We start from the raw sequence: 22,144 nt of genomic DNA on the forward strand, positions 1-22,144 counted from the left end.
CATATAAAGTAACTGCGGTGGATTCAGATATATTCAGCGGTAAAACGGCGATTGTAACCGGTGCCGGGCAGGGAATCGGCTTCGAAGTATGCAGGCGGTTAGCGTTAGCAGGCGCAACGGTATTACTCAATGATGTGGACACCCGGTTGGCTGAAGAAGCTGCAAAAAATGTGCAAGCGGTAGGTCGCTGCATTGCCTGTCCGGGCGATTCGGGTGACTTGGCCTTCATCAGGGACGTCGTCGGGAAAGCCGTGACTGAGACAGGGACATTGGATATTGTTATCGCAAACGCGGGCATCACCCTATTTGGTGAATTTCTGGAGTATCCGCCCGAATCATTTTATAAAGTAATGGAGATCAATCTCGGCGGATCTTTTTTCTTGGCGCAAGAGGCGGCTAAGCGACTGATCCAACAAGGGAAAGGCGGGTCTATATTATTCACCTCCTCCGTGACGGGGCATCAAGCCCATAAGAACCTTGCTGCCTATGGCATGTCCAAAGCAGCATTGGAGATGTTGGCGAGACACCTCGTGGTTGAATTGTCCCCTTTTGGTATCAATGTCAATGCGGTGGCCCCAGGCGCTACGCTAACGGAAAGGACGGTAGGAGATAAACAATACGAAACAACATGGTCCGCCATCACACCCGTGGGACGCCCGGCGATGGTAGGCGATATTGCGGCGGCGATGCTGTTTTTAGTCAGCGATCAGGCCCGTCACATTACCGGACAGACGCTTATTGTTGACGGGGGGTGGACATCGGTGAGTCCATCTCCTTATTGATATTATTTATTTTGTCCTACATAATCGCAAAAAAAAAACGCATTTTTGCCTATCGCACGTTCAAGTATAAAATGGTAAGCAAGAGTTTAAGTAAAGATATCGAGAAAATAGCCCCTTCTACCATGGCAGATGTGGTGGAGACTAAGCTTAGGGAATACCTCAAAAAAAAGGCGTTTAAACCCGGTGATGCATTGCCTAAAGAACTGGAGTTGGCCGAGGCGCTGGATGTGAGTCGGAATGTGGTCCGTGAAGCGCTGAGCAGGCTACGTATGCTGGGAATGATTGAAACCAAGAAGAAGCGGGGCATGGTTCTTGCCGAACCGGATATTCTTGGGGGATTTGAGCGTGTCTTGGATCCGCTCATTCTTGATCAAAAAACGCTAAAGGACCTGTTCGAATTGAGGTTGGTATTGGAAATGGGCCTCGCAGACCTGCTTTACGCAAGGATGACCGACAAAGACCTGAAGGAACTGGAACAGATTGTGAGTAAAGAAGTGAATAAGGTGCAAAAGCCGTTTAAGGTCAAATACGAAATAGCTTTTCACAGTAAACTTTATCAGATGACTGGAAACGAAACATTCACGCGCTTCCAAAACATGCTACTGCCTGTATTCGAATATGTGGTTAGCGAAGAAGCCAAAATAAACGGGGAGGCCAAGGTAGGAAAAGTGACCCACCGGGACCTACTGGAACTTCTTAAAAAAGGTGGGCCAGATGATTTCCGCCAAGGAATGAAGGAGCACCTGAACCCGCATTTCGAGCGGGTGAGCAAATAGTAATTTCCGATTCGATTAAATGATTTGCCATGGCGACTACTTGTCAGGGAGCCTTGTCTCTTTCCCTTATTTCGGCTAATCTGGTTTGGTCGTTTAAGTAGGCACTTATGCGCAGCGGATAACGACAGCCGTTTACTGGAAACACCTAAAAATCTTCAAAAACATTTGGAAGTTTAGAGACAAAACGCTTATTTTTGTCAATATGTTCTACATATTAGAGCTGAGTTGATCAGTTGCTAATGATTACCAATTATGCCGAATATGATCCAAAGTAATATAGAAACGACTTTAGGGATGCCGATACGGACAAGACATGACAAGCCTTATCCGGTTATTGCCTTGCTGAGCGGGATGTTGATGTTGTGGGGCGGTTGCGTATGCAAAGGGCAGACCCTTCAGAAACCAAACGTCATAGTTTTTTTGGTAGACGACCTAGGATACAGCGATGTAGGCTGCTATGGCAGTAGTTATTATGAAACACCACATATCGATCGGTTAGCTGCATCAGGTATGCGGTTTACGCAAGCCTATGCCAGCAGTACACTTTGTTCACCGACGCGGGCCAGTCTGCTCACTGGAAAAAACCCGGCGCGGCTGCATATTACCCATGCGATACCTATCCAAGGTTACAAACGCATTGAAGGGGGGCGAGGTACGCCACTGAAAGACGCCGACTATGTGATGAACCTTCCCTTAGAGGAAGTGACGATAGCTGAGGCATTGAAAAGGAATGGCTATGTGACGGCAAGCATCGGTAAATGGCACGTATGTCGCGATCCGGCCTACTATCCAGAGTATCAGGGCTTCGACGTAAATATCGGTGGCAATCATCGTGGGCATACTGGGTCCTACTTTTATCCATATAAAGGTAAATGGCGCATGGCGGCCGACTTTCCCTGGGAAGAGTGGCATACGCTTCCCGACGGACGGCCGGGTGAGTATCTGACCGATCGGCTGACGGCAGAAGCCGTTGATTTCGTCGAGCGCAACCGCGACCGGTCGTTTTTTCTTTATTTGAGCCACTATGCTGTGCACACGCCTATTCATGCAAAGAAGGAAGTGCAAGCAAAGTATGAACAGAAGGAGCCGGACTCATTAAAAGGACATGTAGAACCGGCCTACGCCGCGATGATCGAGAGCGTCGATGCGAGTATGGGAGCGATCGTGGGGAAATTAAAGGAACTTGAGTTGATGGACAATACAATTATTGTTTTCACGTCGGATAATGGAGGGTTCGGCAAACAGACCTCGAATTATCCGTTCCGCGGCAATAAAGGCAACTTTTATGAAGGAGGGATCCGTGTACCGCTTATTATCCGCTGGCCGGGCGTGACGGATCGGCCAATGATTTCAGAAACGCCTTCAATTACAACCGACCTGTATCCGACGATTTTGGATATGGCAGGATTGCCGTTGATTCCCGAGCAGCACGTCGACGGACTCAGTCTCAAACCAATATTCAATGGCGGGGATCTGCCTTCCAGGGAAGCCCTTTACTGGCATTTTCCGAACTATGTCGGGCCAAACCATCCGAACGGTTCCCGCCCGCTTAGCATGATCCGGTACCGTGACTGGAAGCTCATTGAGTCGCTGGAAGACGGATCAGTGGAATTGTATGATCTGAAAACCGATATGGCGGAATCGCGCAACGTAGCATCGGAAAACAAAGGATTGGTGAAATCTCTCCTTGCGATGCTGGAAGCGTGGCGAAATGAAAGCGGTGTGCAATTACCGGAGGTAAATCCGGATTATTCGGCGACTTCGCGATGAAAACAGCAATTTGTATATTTTGGACACTGTGCTGGCTGTTGTGGGCTCCGGAAGCTAGAGCGCAACAAGATCAACGCAAAAACGTCCTTTTCTTTCTGGTAGATGATCTACGGCCGAACCTGGGGTGCTACGGCGACCAGTGGGCGCAGACACCCCATATCGATCGGTTGGCTGCCCAAGGTATGTTGTTTGAGAATGCGTATTGTCAACAAGCAGTTTGCAGTCCGTCGCGTACATCGATGCTCTCCGGGTTGCGGCCGGATGAAACGGGTGTATACGATCTGCGAACGCATTTCCGGGATGGGAACCCCCATGTGGTAACGCTTCCCCAGGCGTTTAAAAATCAGGGCTACTTCACGGCGAGCGTGGGAAAGGTTTTCCATAATTCCAAACGAACACTTGACTCTGTCTCCTGGACCTTGGAAGTGTCACCGTTTTCAGGCAATACATACGTCCTTCCCAAGAATCGGAGTGAGAACGGCGGAAAAAGAGACGCCACAGAACGTGCTGATGTGCCGGATATCGCCTATGCTGATGGGCAGATCGCTGAGGATGCGATTTTACTCATGGAAAAGGCGGCCGCCACGGATACGCCATTCTTTCTGGCGGTAGGATTCATGAAGCCACATGCCCCGTTTTGTGCTCCCGAAACATATTGGAAGCGCTATGAGCGAACCATGTTTGCAGTCGCACAGCGGGATCGGCCGATAGGTAGTCCGGAATTGGCGTTCCATCAATGGCAAGAGTTACGTGGTTATGCCGATGTGCCGGATGAAGGGGAGATTACTCCTGAACAAGAACAGGAGCTCATACATGGCTATTACGCCTGTATCAGCTATGTCGATGCGCAGATCGGAAAGGTAATGGATCGGTTGGAAGAACTGGGGATGGCTAACAATACCATTATCGTGCTCTGGGGTGATCACGGATACCACTTGGGCGAGCAAGCGCTGTGGTGCAAATCGACTAACTTCGAGCTGGATGTACGGGTGCCGCTCATCCTGTCGGCACCGGGTATGCGCAGCAATGGTGGCAGCACCGACGCAATGGTGGAAAGTGTGGATATTTACCCGACTCTCAGCGACCTGTGTGGTATCCAGGCGACCACTACGCTGGCGGGCACCAGTTTGCGGCCCTTGCTTGACAATCCACGTGTGGATTGGGGGCACCCCGCTTTCAGCCAGTTCGTACGACCTTATGCAGCCATCCACAACAGCGAGAGAGCCACGCACATGGGATACTCGGTGCGCGTTAAAGGATGGAGATATACGTGTTGGTACGACCTCGAAACAGATTTGGTGGTGGAGCGCGAATTGTACCGTCTCAACGACAATAACTTAGAGACGAGGAACGTAGCGGATAAGGTGTCGTCCAGAACGGTAGAAAATCGACTGGCGGCATGGATTGAGCAATACCGGAAGGGACGGTATAAAAAATAACCAGTACAGTCACATTATTTAAACGTTATGAATATGTATACTCCGGGTCTTGAATTTTTCCGCAGCATAAGAACCCTAACTGTGTTCCTTTTATTAGTTGCTTTTCAAGGAGGTGTTTTCCTGGTCGAAGCCAAACATAGGCTGATCCATCCATTGGTTAATAGCGTTTGTGATTCAAGCAATAAGACACGTAATGTTTCTTCTTTGAATTATATTTTTCAAGACCATACTTTTGGGTATCAATTGTATCGAATTCCAACTATTGTAAAAACACAATCTGGTAAATTATTGGTTTTCGCCGAAGCTAGAAAGCAGCGGAGTAATGGTGATTCTGGTGATATTGACCTGGTCATGAAAAGTTCCACTGATAATGGCAAGACATGGAGTGAAATGACGGTTATTTGGGATGATGGTGCCAATACCTGTGGTAACCCTGTGCCGATTGTAGATGCCAAGTCAGGTAAAATTCACTTAATGATGTCATGGAATCACGGAAACGATAAACGAATAGCAATGGCAAAAGGAACAAGTAACGATACACGGAGGGTTTATTATACATGCTCTGAAGACGAAGGGGGCAACTGGTCAGAACCCACTGAAGTAACAGGGCAGGTAAAAAGCGAAAAATGGGATTGGTATGGCACAGGACCTGTACATGGAATCCAGCTTACAACAGGCAAAAAAAAGGGACGGCTAATAGTGCCAAGCTATTTTACCAAAAAAGGGGACGGAAAAGCGAGTTATGCTCATGTGATTTTTTCTGATGACGATGGGAAAACATGGCATGCTGGCAAGCCAGCTGATTTACAAGGTGGCGGGGAATGTACAGTAGCAGAGTTAGCAGGTGGGGATTTAATGCTAAATATTCGCTACCGGCATGCGTTTGTACGATATTACGCGATTAGCGATGACGGTGGCGAGACCTGGAGCACGCCGGAAGCGGACCACTCATTGGTCGATTCTAAGTGTCAAGGAAGTTTGTTGTCTTTTAAATCAAAGGGGAAGTTCAACTTACTATTTGCAAATCCCGCCAGTGAATACCGGGAAAAATTAACTATTAAGCTTAACGATAACGAGGATAAATCGTGGAACAAAAGTTATTTGGTTTACAACGGCCCGTCGGCCTATTCAGATATGGTAAAGTTAGAAGGCGATTTTATTGCTTTGGTTTTTGAAGGAGGAAAGCGACGTTGGTCCGAGGGTATCGCCTTTAAAGTGATTTCATTGAGTGAGTTTAGTTCTTCTGACAAAGGCGCGATCTAAATCGTTTAATTTAATTCCAATGGTCAACCCTGCAAAGCTTCGTCATAGGAATGAAAGTGAAGCGTGTGAAAAGCAAAAGCGGCTTAAAATGGCTTTAGGAGTAACGAACGAGTGGTTTGGCGGAAAAGTATAATTTAATTTGCATCCAATTCCTAATCTGTCTATATTTGCATATATGTTCTACATAAGAACTAAAGCCAATTATGAACGTTTTAACTCAAAAGTCGGATCGTCAACAGTTTTTTTTACGAACATCTCGACGTATTGAATTAGCCAGATTTAAAATTCCTGAATATGATAAACCGTTACACTGCAATTATTTGTAGCTTTCTGCTGGTTCTGCTGAACCTATCGTGCGCTACGGATGATGCGTTGCTGCAGGATGCACCCCTGGGAGCCGCTTTTGAAGCTGATGTCCAAGAGGTCAAATTGGGCGATACCGTTCGCTTTAAAGACGTTTCAGAGGGGTTACCTTCGCAATGGCGGTGGTTGTTTGAGGGCGGAAATCCCGGAACGGCGATCGTGCACAGTCCGATGGTTATCTATGACACTATTGGAACATTTTCCGTGACATTGGAAGTCAGGCGTGACGGCAAAATTTCAACAATCACTATCCCGGACTTCGTTACCGTGGGCTATCGGGAGTTGGTGGCCGATTTCTCGGCCGATATGACCACCGTGAAAGTGGGGGATCCGGTGCAGTTCACCGATCTTTCGGCAGGCCTCCCGGAGTCTTGGCAATGGGAAATATATGCCGCAAATGGAACGACGGTCACGTCGACAGAACAGCATCCGGAGCTGACTTTTGATCGTGCTGGAATCTACTCCGTGAAGTTGACGGTATCTCACCCGGAAGGGCAAGATATGATCACTAAAGAGGGATTCGTTACGGTGCTGAGTGCCAATCCGCCGCAAGCTGATTTTACATCGGTCGTTTCCGGTGTGGTTGCCGGCGGTTCGGTTGCGTTTGAAAGTGTCAGTATAGGAGATGTTTCTGGTTTGCGTTGGACGTTTGATGGTGGTACTCCGGCTACCTCCACGGAGGTTAACCCAACGGTAGTCTATCAGACACCCGGCCGGTATACGGTAACGTTAGAGGCATACGATGAGATCGGAACCGATACCAAAACGGTGGAAGGCCATATATTGGTGGTGCCGAACAGCGGATTGGTCGCATATTATCCCATGGATGGCTCGGGGGCTGACGCAGGGCCATCGGCAATCCACCCATCGGTAATTGGCCAGGTGGTTTTCGAAAATGAGGGCCGGATCGGTGGAGGTACGGCGGCCCGTTTTGATGGCAACAGCCTTCTTCTGGTGCCGGATCATGCCGGATTCAACTTCGGAACCGGTGATTTTACCATTGCATGCTGGATAAATACCGAAAGCGCCGACCGGATGATGGTTTGGGCTGAAAGTGGTGCAAACGCTGGAGGCGACAACCAAACATGGTTGCGTCTTGGGGATAACACAGCGGATCGGAAAATCCGGTTCGCTGTGGAGGACGCTAGCGGTGGTACGATATTGAATATCAGTGATGGCGTGACAGATGGTGTTTGGCGTCAGGTGGTATGTGTACGGGAAGGACGAGTATCCCGGGTATACATTGATGGTGTATTGGTACGTGAGGGAACGGCTCCTGCGCCACGGAATGTTTCGAGCGAACAACCATTCAAGATCGGCGCGCAGGAAACCAGTGGCGGTGGCAGCTTTTCGAATCATTTCAACGGACTGCTCGACGATTTGTTGGTCTACGGTCGGGCGCTGAGTGAAGCGGAAGTCAACCAATTGTTTGATCTGCGATAACGACGTGATAAATGGGACAAATAGCTAAATAATACAAGATGAACCTGTTACGCAATTTTTTTGTTATATTCTTTCTAGGGATAGTTGGTACGGCATATGCAACCGGTGAACAACCGGTAATTGAGCAGCATCAGTATCAAGTACCGGCACTCATTAATAAAGCGGATAATCCAGTGTTGAGGATCCGGGTTACAGTGCCAGCCCGGGCAATGCTGGAAGCATTGGAATTAACGGCTAAGGGAACCACTGATGTAGCGGATATCAAAACGGCGCGGATATTTTACTATCGGACTGATTCTGCTGCGGGATCGATGTATGCCGTCAAAAGGCCTTTGTTCGGGACACCTGCCAAGGGGGCGAGCGAAATGCGGATGGAAGGGCACCAAGTGTTGCAGCCAGGGGATAATTACCTGTGGGTCTCCTACGAACTTGCGGATGAGACCAATCTGGATCATGTGGTTTCGGCGCAGGCGGTGTCGCTGACGATTGATGGTCGTACTGTGCCGGTAGCGCCTGTGGTCAATCCAGTGAGGCAACGCGTAGGGGTTGCTGTGCGGAAGCATTGGCAAGACAGCGTACATACATCTCGGATACCTGGATTAGCCCGAACAAACAGCGGAACGCTGTTAGCTATATTTGATGCTCGACGCGAGAGCGGCAGAGACCTACAAGGACATATGGATATCGGGTTGCACCGGAGCACCGACAACGGACAGACATGGGAACCCTTACAGATAGCGATGGATATGGGTGAATGCGGCGGATTGCCTGAAAAGTTTAACGGCGTATCCGATGCGTGCATTTTGGTAGACAAAAACTCGGACGCCATTTTCATCGCCGGTTTATGGATGCATGGGGTGATCAATGAAGATGGAAAATGGGTGGAAGGGTTAACTGAAGACAGTGACGATTGGAACCACCAATGGCGGAACAAGGCTTCCCAACCTGGGTATAGTGAACGGCAAACCTCGCAGTTTTTGATCGTGAAGAGTACGGACGATGGGAAATCCTGGAGTGAGCCCGTGAATCTGACCCGTATGTGCAAAAAAGAAGCGTGGTGGCTGTGGGCGCCTGCGCCGGGAAACGGTATTACAATGACCGATGGAACGTTGGTGTTTCCAACACAGGGGAGGGATGGAAGCGGAAGGTCGTTTTCGAACATCACCTACAGCACCGATGGGGGTGAGACCTGGAAGACCAGTAACCCAGCCTATTCCGGTACAACGGAGTGTGCCGTGGCGCAGCTCAGCGATGGGCGGCTGATGCTCAATATGCGATCCGGCCGGAACAAAGGTCGATTGGGCGACGATAACGGAAGGGCAGTCGCTGTAACCGACGATTTAGGCAATTCGTGGACGGAGCATCCGTCGTCGTTCAACGCACTTCCTGAGCCAGTTTGTATGGCTAGCCTTTATAAATACGGAGACAACGACGGCCGCCGGGCCATGCTGGTGTTTTCCAATCCGAACGATAAGGAATTCAGGAAGGATATGACGATCAAGATCAGTTACGATGATGGAAATACCTGGCCGGAAAGTCAATGGATATTGCTTGATGAAGGCCGAAGCCGGGGATATTCCTGCTTGACGACCGTGGACGACCGCCGTATTGGTATCTTGTATGAGAGCAGCCAGGCAGATTTGGTCTTCCAGCGGATAGACATCAGTGAATATCCGCGTTGACCACCTGCCAACTTATTAACCATTAGCATATGAATTATGATGACACATCAACGTTTATTCGGTCTTCTGATTAGCGTGGCCACTTCCCTTTTATTGGGCGGCTGTGCTAAGAATATCACGGAGTATTATAATCCGAAGAGCGCGATCGATAAAAATATTATTGAGGTGCTGGAAGAGGATGGACGTTTTTCGGCTTTTGTCGGGATGATCGACCGGTTGGGGCTACGGAAGACGTTGGGAGAAGCGGCGATATACACGTGCTTGGCACCCCCGGACGACCAGGTGTCTGCTTATTTCGCTAGCTTGGGGTATGCCTCGGTGGATGCTGCGCCGGATGAAATGCTTCGGATGTTCATCAATTACCACTTTATCAGCGGCATGTATTACCAGTACGATATAGAACAGCGTTACCTGTCGGCCTCAACGGCTGTCGCAAAGAGCCGTGCAACCCGATACCGTGCCCGGACAGAAGGCAATTTTCCTGGGAAAGTGATCCGGTTCTATACGCCGTATTTTTTCCAGTATCAGGAGGCCGATTATTTGGACATGTACGGCGGGGGTGAACCTGGGTTTATGGTGGAAGGTGCCCGTATTTCGGAGACTGACCGGGACATTGGAGCAACGAATGGGGTGATCCATGTGCTGGAAACACCGCTGGGGGTGTTACCGCGCACCGACATCGCATTAGCTAATGATCCAGAGACCTCCCTGTTCAGTAGTTGGCAGGAGCGGCACGCTGCGTATGTATTGGGCGAACGGGACGAGTTTGGCTGGGTTGATACAACTTTGTATAAAACATATGAAACCGGGCGGAACCTTGCGGACGAAAACGTACAGACTACTATGCTGGTGCCCACCAATGAGGCGATTTTGAACTATTTCGAACCGTATCTACCGGAACTGGACAACACCATCGATTCTGTACCGAAGCGGGTCATGGCATCGTTGATCCGGACTGCTCAGCTTCCCAACTACTACTTAAAGAGCGATCTAGTGAGCAAGGAAGATAATGGGTTGCGGGAAGCAAGAGCTTATGTTTATCTGGCACCGGATATTGCTAATGTGATTACCGGATCGGTTCCGGCCAGTAACAGCGTGATTTACAAAACCAACGTGCTGATTGAATCGGCTGATTTGAACAGTGTAGAAGGCGGAATTTATATGAAGCACAAAACCTACAGCCAGTGGTACTGGATGTTTGAGCGGACCAACCTCAATGCGGGATTGACCGATGGCCTGTCATTCCAGCATCCACCGGTGACTTTGTTGGTGCAGCCAGATGATGTATGGGGATTTCCGCTGGCAGCGGATATGCTGGCTGAGGATCGGGAATACCGTTACCGCGAATGCCGGACAGGTGTACTGAACTTGGACGTACGGGAAGATGGCGGATTCCGGCGGCGTTTTTACCCGACTGAGTTTGGCTACATCTTATACCAGGGTGGCCGGCTTTACGACCATACTGGTCACTCAGTAGCGTTGTTGTCTGATGATCCGGTTTGGGAGCGCAGCAATGGGGCGATCTTCGAAATCGATGGCTTCCTTACACCGCTGGATCGGCAGGATGCGGAGCAGTCGCTTTATGCAAAATTGACCGCTGAACCGGAACTTTCCCGTTTTGTTGCTGCGGTCAACCGGGCAGGAAGCGTCGCTGCGGAGTTGTCACTATCGGGCTTTTTTATCTATACAGTCTTCGCACCGACCAATGCCGCTATTGAAGCGTCTGGTATCGATCTCGACGACCTTTCAGAGGCCGACTTAATTCAATGGGTCAATCGGTACATCGTTCCAAGCCGTTATGTATTTGCTGATGGCGTCTTTACAGGGCAATTATCAAATCGAAACGGGAGACCTGTGTGGGTCAATGGGGCTTGGGAAACCTTCAGTATTCGCGATGGAGATGGAACAACGATACTGGTGAGTCCGGACAATGTACAAGGCACAAACGGAGTGTTTCATAAAATTAACCAATTGTTCTAAACCTTTGATTAAATGAAGATTACGATCCACAAGAAACTGATCTCTTCGGCCGCCGTACTTCTTGGCTTATTGAACATGTCGTTTGCACAGGAGATGCTCCGGGGCAGGGTTTACGATGGGAGTACGCGCAATCCTCTGTCGGATGTTTCAGTAACGCTAGTGAATGCCAACAACCTGATCCTGAAAGGGGGGAAGACGAACGATCAGGGAATTTTCGAACTGTCCCAGCATCCCGATGCTGTAAAAATCCGGTTCTCTAATGTGGGCTATCAAAGCCGGGATTTTCTGCTACAGACAATTAAAAATCAAACGCTTGAAGTGACACTTGTAGCGGAAAGCCAGCAACTGCAAGAAGTGGAAATATCAGGGCAGCGAGAAGCGCCGGCCGATCTGGGGTTTTTAACGATCGACCGACGGGAGTTGTCGAGTTCTATTGCATCCGTGGACCTGACTGGCGTGGAGAATATGCCGGTAGCATCGGTCGATCAGCTGCTGCAGGGTATGGCACCCGGGCTACAGGTGGTTGCTGCCAGTGGTGATCCGGGGGCTTCGGCTTCTATCCGCATCCGGGGGATTTCCAGTATTTCCGGTATCAACGACCCGTTGTGGATCGTCGATGGGGCAGAGGTCATCGGGAGCAACTATCAAGTGGAAAGTATTACCGACTTCGGGTTCAGTCCCATTGGTGACTTGGACCCTTCGGATATCGAATCGATTGACATTCTAAAAGATGCATCAGCTACAGCTTTATATGGTTCCCGTGGTGCCAACGGGGTGATTGTCATTAAGACCAAGCGGGGAAAGCGAGGGAAACCGCAGTTTACGTTCAACTCGCGCTTTACGATGACCGAAGTGCCGGGCACCATCCCGATGCTGACCGGCGATGAGCAGCGGATCTATCACATCGAGCGGGCAACGGGTGGTGCCGATGACGGTACCGGGTTTCAGCAGCTTCGTGGCGATCTGGCCCGTGCCGATGCCTGGGTTTTTAATAACAATACAGACTGGGTACAGGCAATCAACCGGAAAGGTATGTACCAGCAGTACAATACGGCGCTGAGTGGTGGTGGTGAACGCATCAATTACTTTTGGGGCCTTGGCTATACCAATCAATACGGAACTACAAAGGGTACCGGATACGACCGGTTCAATACACGGTTCAACCTGAACTATACGGTTTCGGACAAGTTGAAGGTTTCGGCCGACCTCACCTACACCAATTCCCTGACCGACAAACGAGGGCAGAACCACCCGATCACTGACGGTGACCAGGCGATGAACCCCATTTTGTTTTCCCGGGAAACGCCGGCTTATTTCCCGATCTATTCGCGTAATGGGCTGAATTACTTCATAGATCGGAATATCGGTTTATCTGCCCATTCCCGTTATAATCCGCTGGCGTTGATCGACTATTCTACATATCTAACCCGAGCCAATCGGTTCATGGCCTCCACAGCAGTGGATTACCGGATACTGGACAATCTGGAGTTTCGAACCCAATTGGCGGCCGATTTCCGGGAGTCTGCCGACGAGTACTTCCTGCCGGGGTACGCTACAGATGCAATTCCAGGAGAGGAACTATATAATGCCGGCCGACAGACGGAGGGGTACCAGCTCATGATTAACAATAACAACCGGCTGGTGTGGTCGGCTGTTCGGGAGGAAAACCACCGACTCACCGTTACGGGTGTAATGAATTTCAATCTGGATCGCGACAACTCGATGGCGGTATCGTATTTCAACGGCGGATCGCCGCGACTTCGCGCCGCGGATGCGTCGGCAGTCATCAGCGACGCACACGGCTCCTACAATACACGAAAGTACCTCGGTATGTTTCTGCAAGGGCATTATGCGTTGATGGATCGGTATTTCCTCACCGTGACGGGCAAAACTGAGGGTGATTCCAGATACGGCGACGCTAACCCCTATTCGATTTTCCCGGCTATCGGGGCGGCATGGGAGCTGACAAAAGAACCGTTTTTGGAAGGCGCCGAGTGGGCCAACGCGATCAAGCCGCGTTTTGCTTTTGGCATCACGGGAAACCTGCCCAATGTGCTGAATCTGTATGACGTAGCTTATGGCTCGGCTATCGGGTATATGGGTGAAAACTACATCATTCCGACAAAGTTTGCCAATGACAACATCCGGGAGGAAAGGACGACGGAATATAATATGGGGCTGGACTGGAGCTTGTTTGATAATCGCTTGTCCGGGCAGCTGGATTTTTACTCCCGGACGACAACAGACCTACTGCTGCAGGAACGGTTGTCGACGACTTTGGGATATCAAACACAACACACCAATTTCGGAACGGTACGAAACAGCGGTTGGGAATTGGGCATTACAGCCGTAGTACTGAAAGGAGGCAAAAAAAGTGTGCGGTGGAAGTCATTTTTTAACATCGCCACAAACAGAAACGTACTGTTACGCTTGCCAGACCAATTCAATGCCGATGCGTTTTCGGCGACCAGCAATGGGTTTGCCTCGAAACTGCAAGAAGGGGATGTGATCGGTGGTTTTTATGCCTTCCGCGCACTTGGGGTTTATGCATCGGATGCCGATGCTATATTGCGCGGTCCAGATGGGAACGTCGTCTTTGAAGCGGATGGTATTACACCAAAGTACATGCGCTATGGATCGAATACCGGACATCGGTTCAGGGGCGGCGACATGATCTACGAGGATATCAATGGCGATGGGATCATCAACGAACTGGATCGTGTCCAGATCGGCGATGCGAACCCACTTTTCTTCGGCGGCTGGAACAATACACTGAACTATCGGGACTGGACGCTAGCCGTCAACTTCCAATACCAATATGGCAACGATGTGATTAACGGTACACGCATCCGGATGGAACAAATGTCCTACTCGCACAACCAGTCGCGGTCGATCATGGCGCGCTGGCGTAGACAGGGCGACATCACCGATATACCACGTGCACAGCCGGACAATGCGTGGAATCGAGTAGCTTCGTCCCGCTGGGTGGAAGACGGCTCCTATCTACGTCTCAAAACAGTGTCGCTCACGTATAATGCGGGTAAGACATTTACTGACCGGTTGAAGTTGGGCATGCAGCAGCTCAGCGTGTTTGTTACAGGGTATAACTTATATACATGGACAAATTACTTAGGGTTGGATCCGGAAGTGCCGATCACCGGCGGTGTGCTCTTGTTTGGAATTGACAATGCAACCACGGCGCCAGCAAGGCAATATACCTTGGGGCTGCGGGCTACTTTTTAACATTTAGTAAAAAAAGAAACATGGCGAATCTGAAATATAGTATACTCGGTCTTTTCTTGTTGTTTACTACATCCTGCGACAAGATTCTGGACGTTGATGTGCCAGATAACTTGGTGCATGACGAGTTTTGGCAAAACCGGGATCAGGTATATGCGGCGCTGATGGGCATGTATTCATCCATGCACGACGCAATGAACAGTTACCACGTTTGGGGTGACGTCCGTTCGAGCCTGTACGCCCCGGGGTCGGGCGACGCGTATAATGCATCGTACGGACAGTTGATGCAGCACGACATTTACCCTGCCAACGGGTTATTGTCCTGGCGAACGGTATACCGTTCCATTTCCATTATCAATTCGTTTATTAAGAATGCCCCGAGTGCGTTAGAACACGATATCACGTTCAATCCGGATGAACTCCGCACCATGATGGGCGAAGCATATGCCTTGCGCGCGCTGAATTACTTCTACCTCGTCAGGGCGTTTAAGGACGTGCCGATATTAGACGAGCCGTATGAATCTGACAACCAGCAATTTGACTTATCGGCTCATCCCGAGGTGGACGTGTTGAATTTTGTGGAGGCGGATCTGGAGCGTGCACTTGGCGATGCGCCCGCGACGTTTGATGATGTCAGGCATCGTTACGGGCGGATCACAAAAAATGCGGTGAGGGCATTGTGGGCCGATGTGAAGCTATGGCGCAACGATTTTGAGGGGTGCCTGGATCTCTGCCAAGCCCTAGATGCACAGTACGCATCGACGTTGGTTGAGCCCCTGTCGTGGTACACGATCTTCAATCCTGGCAATTCGGCAGAAAGTATCCTGGAGTACCAGTACGGACTACAAGGACCGACTTCACCCGTATATGGCTGGTTCGCGGCATTTAACCGAGTAGATGCAGATGGAGAACGTTACCTCGCCAATGCGACAAACGTTAGGCTCAATTCGCAAGAGGTATTATACCCGCCAACGTCACTAGAGCATAGCAGCTCGGATACCATTCGCTTGAGTTCGTTTGCCATGCTTAGGAATACTGCGGTTTTCAACGGGTTCGGGCCAGCACTGGAAGTATATAAGTTTCTCGGATCCGTACCGTATCAGGCCAACTACCGCGCGGCGAACAACCGGATACCCAATTATATCTTTTATCGGTACCGAGAAGTGTTATTTATGAAAGCTGAAGCGTATGCCATGCTGAATCGCTATGTCGAGGCCGAGCAGCAGATCAATTTGGTGCGGCGGCATTGCGATATCCCGGAGTTGACTCCTGGTGAAAGTGGCGAGGGTGTGGAGTTTATGTCAAGACTGCTGATGGAGCGGGAGTTTGAACTTGGGTTTGAAGGGAAAGAATGGTTTGCTGCTGTGCGGATCAGCCGTAGACCTGGTTATGAAAATATCCTGATTGACAAAGCGGCAACTGATCATTCAATGGGAAGGCCGTATCAGGTGATTCGTGCTCGATTGCTGGATCAGGAAAGTTGGTTTCTGCCATACCACCTTACGGAAGTGGAGAATAATCCGCAATTGGATCAGAAATCATTTTATCGGAACAAATAAAGGGATTGACGATGAAACGCTTATATGTTATTTTTTGGTGCGTGGGCGTGATGGCGAGCCTGCAGGGATGTGACAAGCAATTTTCGGGCGCACGTTACGACAATACGGACGAACTTCAGCTCATGGATTATATAGACAGCCGCGAGGACCTGGCGGTCTACCGGGAGATGGTCGATTATATTGGGCAGCGGAACCTTTTGAAAACTGCTGGCAGGTATACGGTGTTTGCACCGACGGACAATGCCTTCGAGCTGCTGTTTGCTGACTTGGCACAGCAAGGGCATGCCATTAGCAGCATCACCGACGCCAGTCCTGAATTCTGGATGGATTTTTTTAGATACCACTTATTGGATCGCCGAGTGAATACCAATGAGTTTGTACCCGGGCCTCTACCTTATCCGACGGCGTACCTTGAAAAATATATCCTGGCTGACATCAGCGATTCATACGCAGCGATACGCTTGAACAATACGGCGACAATCACCGAATATAATATTACGTTGGCAAACGGATACCTCAATATCATCAACGAGGTGCTAATGCCGCCAACGAGGAGTATGTATGAGATGTTGGAAGCCACCGGAAAGTACGGCATTATGCTCGGGTTACTGGATGAATATGGTTATGGTGATTACCTGCGCGACAGCGCGCTGACATTACTCATTGAAAGTGACGAGGTGCTACAACGGCACCAATTCTCGATAGATTTGATTGACGATGTGGACGACTGGTTACGGTACCATATCATCCCCGATTCGGGCTATTTTTTGAATCTGTTGACGGCACAGCGATTTTATTCGTTGTACCCCCACGAATCGTTGAGTTTCCACAGCGACGCATTCGGTCAGTACTACGTGAATGAAGATTTTCGGTTCAACCAGTCGCGCGATTTTGGGATCGACCGGGTAGCTGCCAATGGAATTTATCATGCGCTGGATACGGTGCTGTCCATTGTGGAGGCACGGCCTAGTACCATCCGGCTAAATCTCTATCCACCAGGGAGTCCATACGGCGCACAGAATGTCTTTACGCAAGCACCCGCACGTATCCTGTTGAATACCGGAACGCGCAGTTACCATCAAAATCAGGAGTTTCGTATCACCCAGTTCAATGCCCAGCAGGTAGGCGACTATTTCTGGATGACTGTTCCGGATGTGCCGAGGGGCAAATACCGAATCCGGATGTTGCACCGAGGGGGAGGCGCACGTGGAAGCTTCATGACCATTTACAATGACCGGATTGTGAGGGACGATATTGTCATGAATCGTGCGGACGGCTTATTTGAGGAGTGGGATTACCTGTCATATAACCATTGCGGGGATATCGAAGTCGAGGAACGGGAGGATGTCACCATTTACTTCGTATTCACCGCGTTCGGCTCCAATCCGAACCCGAACTATTGCTGCGATTTGTTGATGGATATGCTGGAATTGATACCGATTACTGATTGAAGGACCTAAAACACAAACATGATAATGAATGGACCATATCGGATTTTTAGGACTGGGTTAGCGGCTTTGGTCGCTACTGTTTTTCTGCCTGCTTATGGGCTTTCGCTGCAGGACAGCTTGTCTGTGGAAGACCGGATAGACAGCGTGATGGTTGGCATGACCCGTGTGCGGACTCCAGTGCAGTCTGACGCGATCTCCTTTGCCGAAGTCTTGCCGGGCAATCCAAAGATCCATGTAACCGAATCGGGTACGCCCGGTGCGGCACCCCAGTTGATGATCCGGGGATTGCACAGCATCCACCTAAATGCAACGCCGCAGGTGTTCGTTGATGGTGTGCCGGTGCGGTATAACCGCGATCTTCCGTCGTTTTTGTCGACGTTTGAGCCAACGCGATTCAGTTTCATTAATCCGCACGATATCGGTGAGATGTATGTTGCAACCGACGGAATGGCGCTGTCTCAAATCGGGGGAAGGGGAGCGAATGGCGCGATTTACATCACTACGGAACGGGGCGAGTTTGGTGGCACGCAGATCGATTTCACCGCTAATTATGGTGTTTCTGCGGCGGGATACCAAATTGACCGGATGGGAGCCGATCATTTTAGACGGTATTTGTGGTCATATATGGGTGAAAATGGTGCGACAGACCAAGAGCTGGCAGCGAACCCATTGTTTGATACTGCATTGCCACAGTATGGCTACCAGACCGATTGGGTGGATATGATTACACGGGCAGCGTCGTTTCAGGATTACCATTTGAAACTGAAAGGTGGTGATGGCGACGCCAATTACCTTTTTAGTATAGGTTATACCGACAAGGAAGGAACACTTATCGGTACAGATCTGCAACGTATCGGCATGCGGTTCAACTTGGACTACCAACTCTCGCGGAAATTTAAAATCACGAATAGCCTGGCTTATACTAATTCTTCAGTCAGCTACCTGGAGCAAGGGAGCAACTGGGCGATTCACTCGCTCTATGCGGCTGCAACCAAGGCACCGTTTATGGGCCGCTATGCTTATAATGACCAAGGGCAGCGAACGAATTTGCTGGCGGATGTGGACGTGCTGGGGAAAAGCAATCCCTGGGCGTTGGTAAACAAGCTGAGCAACGACAATGAAGAAAACCGGATGGACGGTTCCATCAGCGCAACGTGGCAGGCAGGGAAGCGGACTTCGCTGACTTCGGTGATGGCGGTAAACTATTTCAATCTGAGAGAAAAACAATATCGTCCGGCACTGGGTATTGTGCCCGACCGAAACCGCCTACGGCAGAATGCACAACGATCGTCCAGCGAGTTTACCTTGCTTTGGAACACGCAGTTGAACCACGAAGGGGATTTGGCCGACTGGGCCCGGTATACGGGCACGGCAGGGGCGTGGGTGGAACGCTATGAGGAGAAAGCCGTCTATGCTCGAAAGATTAATGCGGGTACGGACGACTATGAAACGCTGGCACAGGGGACGGTAGATAGCGCTTCCAATATAAAATTCCAATCTAACCTGATGCGATTCTACGTCGGCGGTGATATCCGGATTCTTGAACGGGCAACCTTGTCTGCAAACCTGAGTGTTGAAGGGACTTCCAATTTCGGTCCACGCGGCCGGTGGAACGTATACCCGGGCGTCCGTGCTGCAGTTGACGTACTCGATCCGCAGTTGAACAACCAGTTACGCATCCGCGCTTCCTGGGGGCGCAGTGGCAATCATGATGTGCGGGGATATTATCACGAAAATTTATATTACCCCATCAACTATTTCGGATTCGGGGGCACTTATCTCGGTAATGTAGCTAACGCCGATATCAAGCCTGAAATCACACATACCGTTGATGGCGGACTGAGTGCAAGCCTGTTTGGCGATAGGGCCACGATAGACGTGGGGTATTATTACAAACGGACACATGACCTGATAACCTCGAAAGCTCTTCCTGCTGAAATTGGGCTTGGCCCTCAGTTTGAGAATCGTGGGATCCTGTACTCGCACGGATTGGAAGTGGCCATGCTTGCGCGTATCTTGCCCGACGGCAGCAAATTTTCTTGGTCGGTATTTGGTAATCTGTCGACCCTGAATACTCATGTGGAATCGCTGGGCAACGGTAGTGTAGTCAAGTCTTTGGGTGGTGTGCCCGGAATCGTGCAGGCCGGTGGGCAGCTCGGAAGTTTTTATGGCTATCGCGTATTGGGGGTTTTCGGAACGTCGGATGATGTTCGGCTGAATAAGGCGGATGGTACGCCCTACAGGCCGGGCGATTACTGGATCGAAGATGTGAACGGTGATGGCCGGATCAACGAGCTCGATCGACAGGTGATCGGCTCGGCACTACCAACGTTGTTTGGCGGATTAGGTACGTCGGCCGGGTGGGGACGGTGGTCGCTGGACGCGCAGATTGCCTATGCTTATGGACAGGATGTTTATCAGGCCTTCGGTCAGCGTATGCAGCTGATGAGCGACTATTCCAACCAGTCGCCCGTCGTAGGCGATCGTTGGATATCACCGGAAGAGCAGGGAGCCGGCTTGAGCAGGGCCGCATTCGGAGATCCTTCATTCAACGGAGCTGCAACAGATAAATGGATAACCGACGGTGGATATATGCGGCTGAAATATGTTACGCTCAACTATCGGGTTGATACCGATGCAGTACTAAAGTTCTTCCGAGGCCTCCAGGTGTTTGTGACCGGAGAAAACTTATGGACAATCTGTAACTATCCGGGCATGGATCCGGAAGTTGTGTCGTCCAGCGATCCGCTGATGCGGGGAATAGATTTTGGGGCGTCCCCAATGCCGAAGACATTTTTGATGGGGGTAAAACTTTCACTTTGATTATACAACTTACGAGCATGACAACGATAAATAGATCGATGAGACAGCAGGTTCTCTTACTGGCGGGTTGCATGGCCTTGTCTGGGTGTTCAAGTTTCTTTGAGATAGATCCTTACAATGCGGTGAAGGAGTCGGATTTTTACCAGAACCGCGAAGACCTGAATGCGGCTGCGGCCGGTATGTACGAGCCGTTGTCCAGAGATGTCCATAAGTTTCTGTTATGGGGTGATGCACGGGCAGATATGGTTACAACGGGGCAATCAGAGCCGGACCCATATATCAACGAATTTGTTCGGAACGATGTGTCGGTCAATAATCCCTACACCGACTATACAGCTGTTTACGAAACCATTGCGCGCTGCAATCGACAGATGGAACGGGTGTATGATGTATTATTGGCCGATGATAAGGTAATGGATCGCGATGCCGGAGCATACTACGGTGAAGCGTTGTTGCTGCGGACATATTGTTATTACCACTTGTTGCGGACGTTCGATCGGTTCCCGATTATTCGGTCGGACTACGCCGAGGAAATCCGGTTTGTGAACGCCCAGGGGGATACGGTATCACGGTCGACACAGGAAATGTCAATGCATGAAATTCGAGGGCTTTATCAGTTTCCCGAAGACAAGCAGGAAACGTGGTTGATGGTTTATAACGATGTGCTGACCGTGCTGGGAATTTTACCGCTGAATTATCAATGGAGTCAGACGACTTTGTCGCCACAGGAGCGCTTCGGCCGGACCTCCCAACCGATGGCTAATACATTGGCTACCGAGCTGGCCTTGTGGTTAGGCGAATACCAATCGGCGTCTGCTTTTGCGAACTCCCCCATCATCAACAACCAACATTCGTTGGGAGGTCCGGGCAATTGGATCAACCAATTTACCGGATCGTGGGCAGGACAGCATTCATTGTTCCTCTTGGGATACCAGTATGCCCGGAGTTTCGAAACCAACCGTCTGCAGGAGTTTACCTCGCCGGTGGCTGAAGCAGGGGGGCGCTATTACCTGAAACCGGTATCGCATGTGATCAATACCATCTTTTCTCATGAAGCCAATGACATCCGGACAGCTTTCAGTTACAAGCTCATTGGCCAGGATACCGTAATCTGGAAGTATATCGGCGTCGACAATATAGCGTCTATGCGGCCTGCTTATGAAAGTAGCGCAAGCTGGCCGGTATACCGCAGTGCAGACGCTTACTTATACAAGGCATTGGCTGACCTGATGCTCAATGACTATGCTTCGGCGTTTAATTTCCTGAACAGTTTACGTGAGGCTAGGGGATTACTCCCGCTGCTGCCTGAAGAGACCGATTACACGAACAGAGAATTTATGATGGAGCAGCTATTCAGGGAACGGGCGCGGGAATTCGCTTTTGAAGGGAAACGGTGGTATGATCTGATGCTGTGGTCTAAACTCGCGGGCGAGAATAAACTGGCGTCGCGGGTAGCGTCCAAATATCCTCCGGGGATGCGCGAACAGGTTGAAGCAACGTTACGGTTCGAACAAAACTGGTATATTCCTGTGGACCCGCTCCTCTGGAAATGATATGATGGTCAGAAAGATAA

General features: G+C 50.1%; 13 protein-coding genes. All 13 read left to right on the forward strand.

Translation table 11 applies throughout. The features are described 5' to 3' along the window. The first annotated feature begins 17 nt into the window (after positions 1-17). The 13 genes from ACFOET_RS04315 to ACFOET_RS04375 all read left to right on the forward strand — a co-directional run bounded on the left by ACFOET_RS04315 (position 18) and on the right by ACFOET_RS04375 (position 22,124). Positions 18-782, forward strand: a complete 765-nt coding sequence (locus tag ACFOET_RS04315; RefSeq protein ID WP_379019934.1) for an SDR family NAD(P)-dependent oxidoreductase — start codon at positions 18-20, stop codon at positions 780-782. Positions 783-853: 71 nt separating this feature from the next. Further along, positions 854-1,558, forward strand: coding sequence for a FadR/GntR family transcriptional regulator (locus ACFOET_RS04320; protein WP_379019936.1), 705 nt, complete (start codon positions 854-856; stop codon positions 1,556-1,558). Between the two features lie 294 nt (positions 1,559-1,852). After that, entirely contained in the window at positions 1,853-3,328 is a 1,476-nt protein-coding gene (locus ACFOET_RS04325) for a sulfatase (protein WP_379019938.1), read from the forward strand. Then, on the forward strand, positions 3,325-4,767 hold the full coding sequence (locus ACFOET_RS04330; protein ID WP_379019940.1) for a sulfatase: 1,443 nt from the start codon (positions 3,325-3,327) through the stop codon (positions 4,765-4,767). Before ACFOET_RS04325 ends, ACFOET_RS04330 begins: the two co-directional genes overlap by 4 nt. Positions 4,768-4,794: 27 nt before the next feature. Further along, positions 4,795-6,030 carry a sialidase family protein gene (locus ACFOET_RS04335; protein ID WP_379019942.1) on the forward strand — a complete coding sequence of 412 codons (1,236 nt, stop codon included), beginning with the start codon at positions 4,795-4,797 and terminating at the stop codon, positions 6,028-6,030. 294 nt (positions 6,031-6,324) lie between these two features. Next, the gene (locus tag ACFOET_RS04340) at positions 6,325-7,836 is read left to right on the forward strand and encodes a LamG-like jellyroll fold domain-containing protein (RefSeq protein WP_379019944.1); all 1,512 of its coding nucleotides are present in this window, start codon (positions 6,325-6,327) and stop codon (positions 7,834-7,836) included. 38 nt (positions 7,837-7,874) lie between these two features. Beyond that, positions 7,875-9,518 carry an exo-alpha-sialidase gene (locus ACFOET_RS04345; protein WP_379019946.1) on the forward strand — a complete coding sequence of 548 codons (1,644 nt, stop codon included), beginning with the start codon at positions 7,875-7,877 and terminating at the stop codon, positions 9,516-9,518. A gap of 36 nt (positions 9,519-9,554) precedes the next feature. Continuing rightward, positions 9,555-11,498: a fasciclin domain-containing protein gene (locus tag ACFOET_RS04350; protein ID WP_379019948.1), complete on the forward strand. Its 1,944-nt coding sequence runs from the start codon at positions 9,555-9,557 to the stop codon at positions 11,496-11,498. Positions 11,499-11,510: 12 nt separating this feature from the next. Further along, positions 11,511-14,741, forward strand: a complete 3,231-nt coding sequence (locus tag ACFOET_RS04355) for a SusC/RagA family TonB-linked outer membrane protein (protein ID WP_379019950.1) — start codon at positions 11,511-11,513, stop codon at positions 14,739-14,741. Between the two features lie 20 nt (positions 14,742-14,761). Further along, positions 14,762-16,297, forward strand: a complete 1,536-nt coding sequence (locus tag ACFOET_RS04360) for a RagB/SusD family nutrient uptake outer membrane protein (RefSeq protein WP_379019952.1) — start codon at positions 14,762-14,764, stop codon at positions 16,295-16,297. 11 nt (positions 16,298-16,308) lie between these two features. Next, on the forward strand, positions 16,309-17,748 hold the full coding sequence (locus ACFOET_RS04365) for a fasciclin domain-containing protein (protein ID WP_379019954.1): 1,440 nt from the start codon (positions 16,309-16,311) through the stop codon (positions 17,746-17,748). Between the two features lie 24 nt (positions 17,749-17,772). Next, positions 17,773-20,571 carry a SusC/RagA family TonB-linked outer membrane protein gene (locus ACFOET_RS04370; RefSeq protein WP_379019956.1) on the forward strand — a complete coding sequence of 933 codons (2,799 nt, stop codon included), beginning with the start codon at positions 17,773-17,775 and terminating at the stop codon, positions 20,569-20,571. Between the two features lie 38 nt (positions 20,572-20,609). Then, positions 20,610-22,124, forward strand: a complete 1,515-nt coding sequence (locus ACFOET_RS04375; RefSeq protein ID WP_379019958.1) for a RagB/SusD family nutrient uptake outer membrane protein — start codon at positions 20,610-20,612, stop codon at positions 22,122-22,124. The last annotated feature ends 20 nt before the right edge of the window (positions 22,125-22,144 follow it).

The organism is Parapedobacter deserti, from assembly GCF_042646065.1.
In the GTDB taxonomy this organism is placed as follows: Bacteria; Bacteroidota; Bacteroidia; order Sphingobacteriales; family Sphingobacteriaceae; genus Parapedobacter; species Parapedobacter deserti.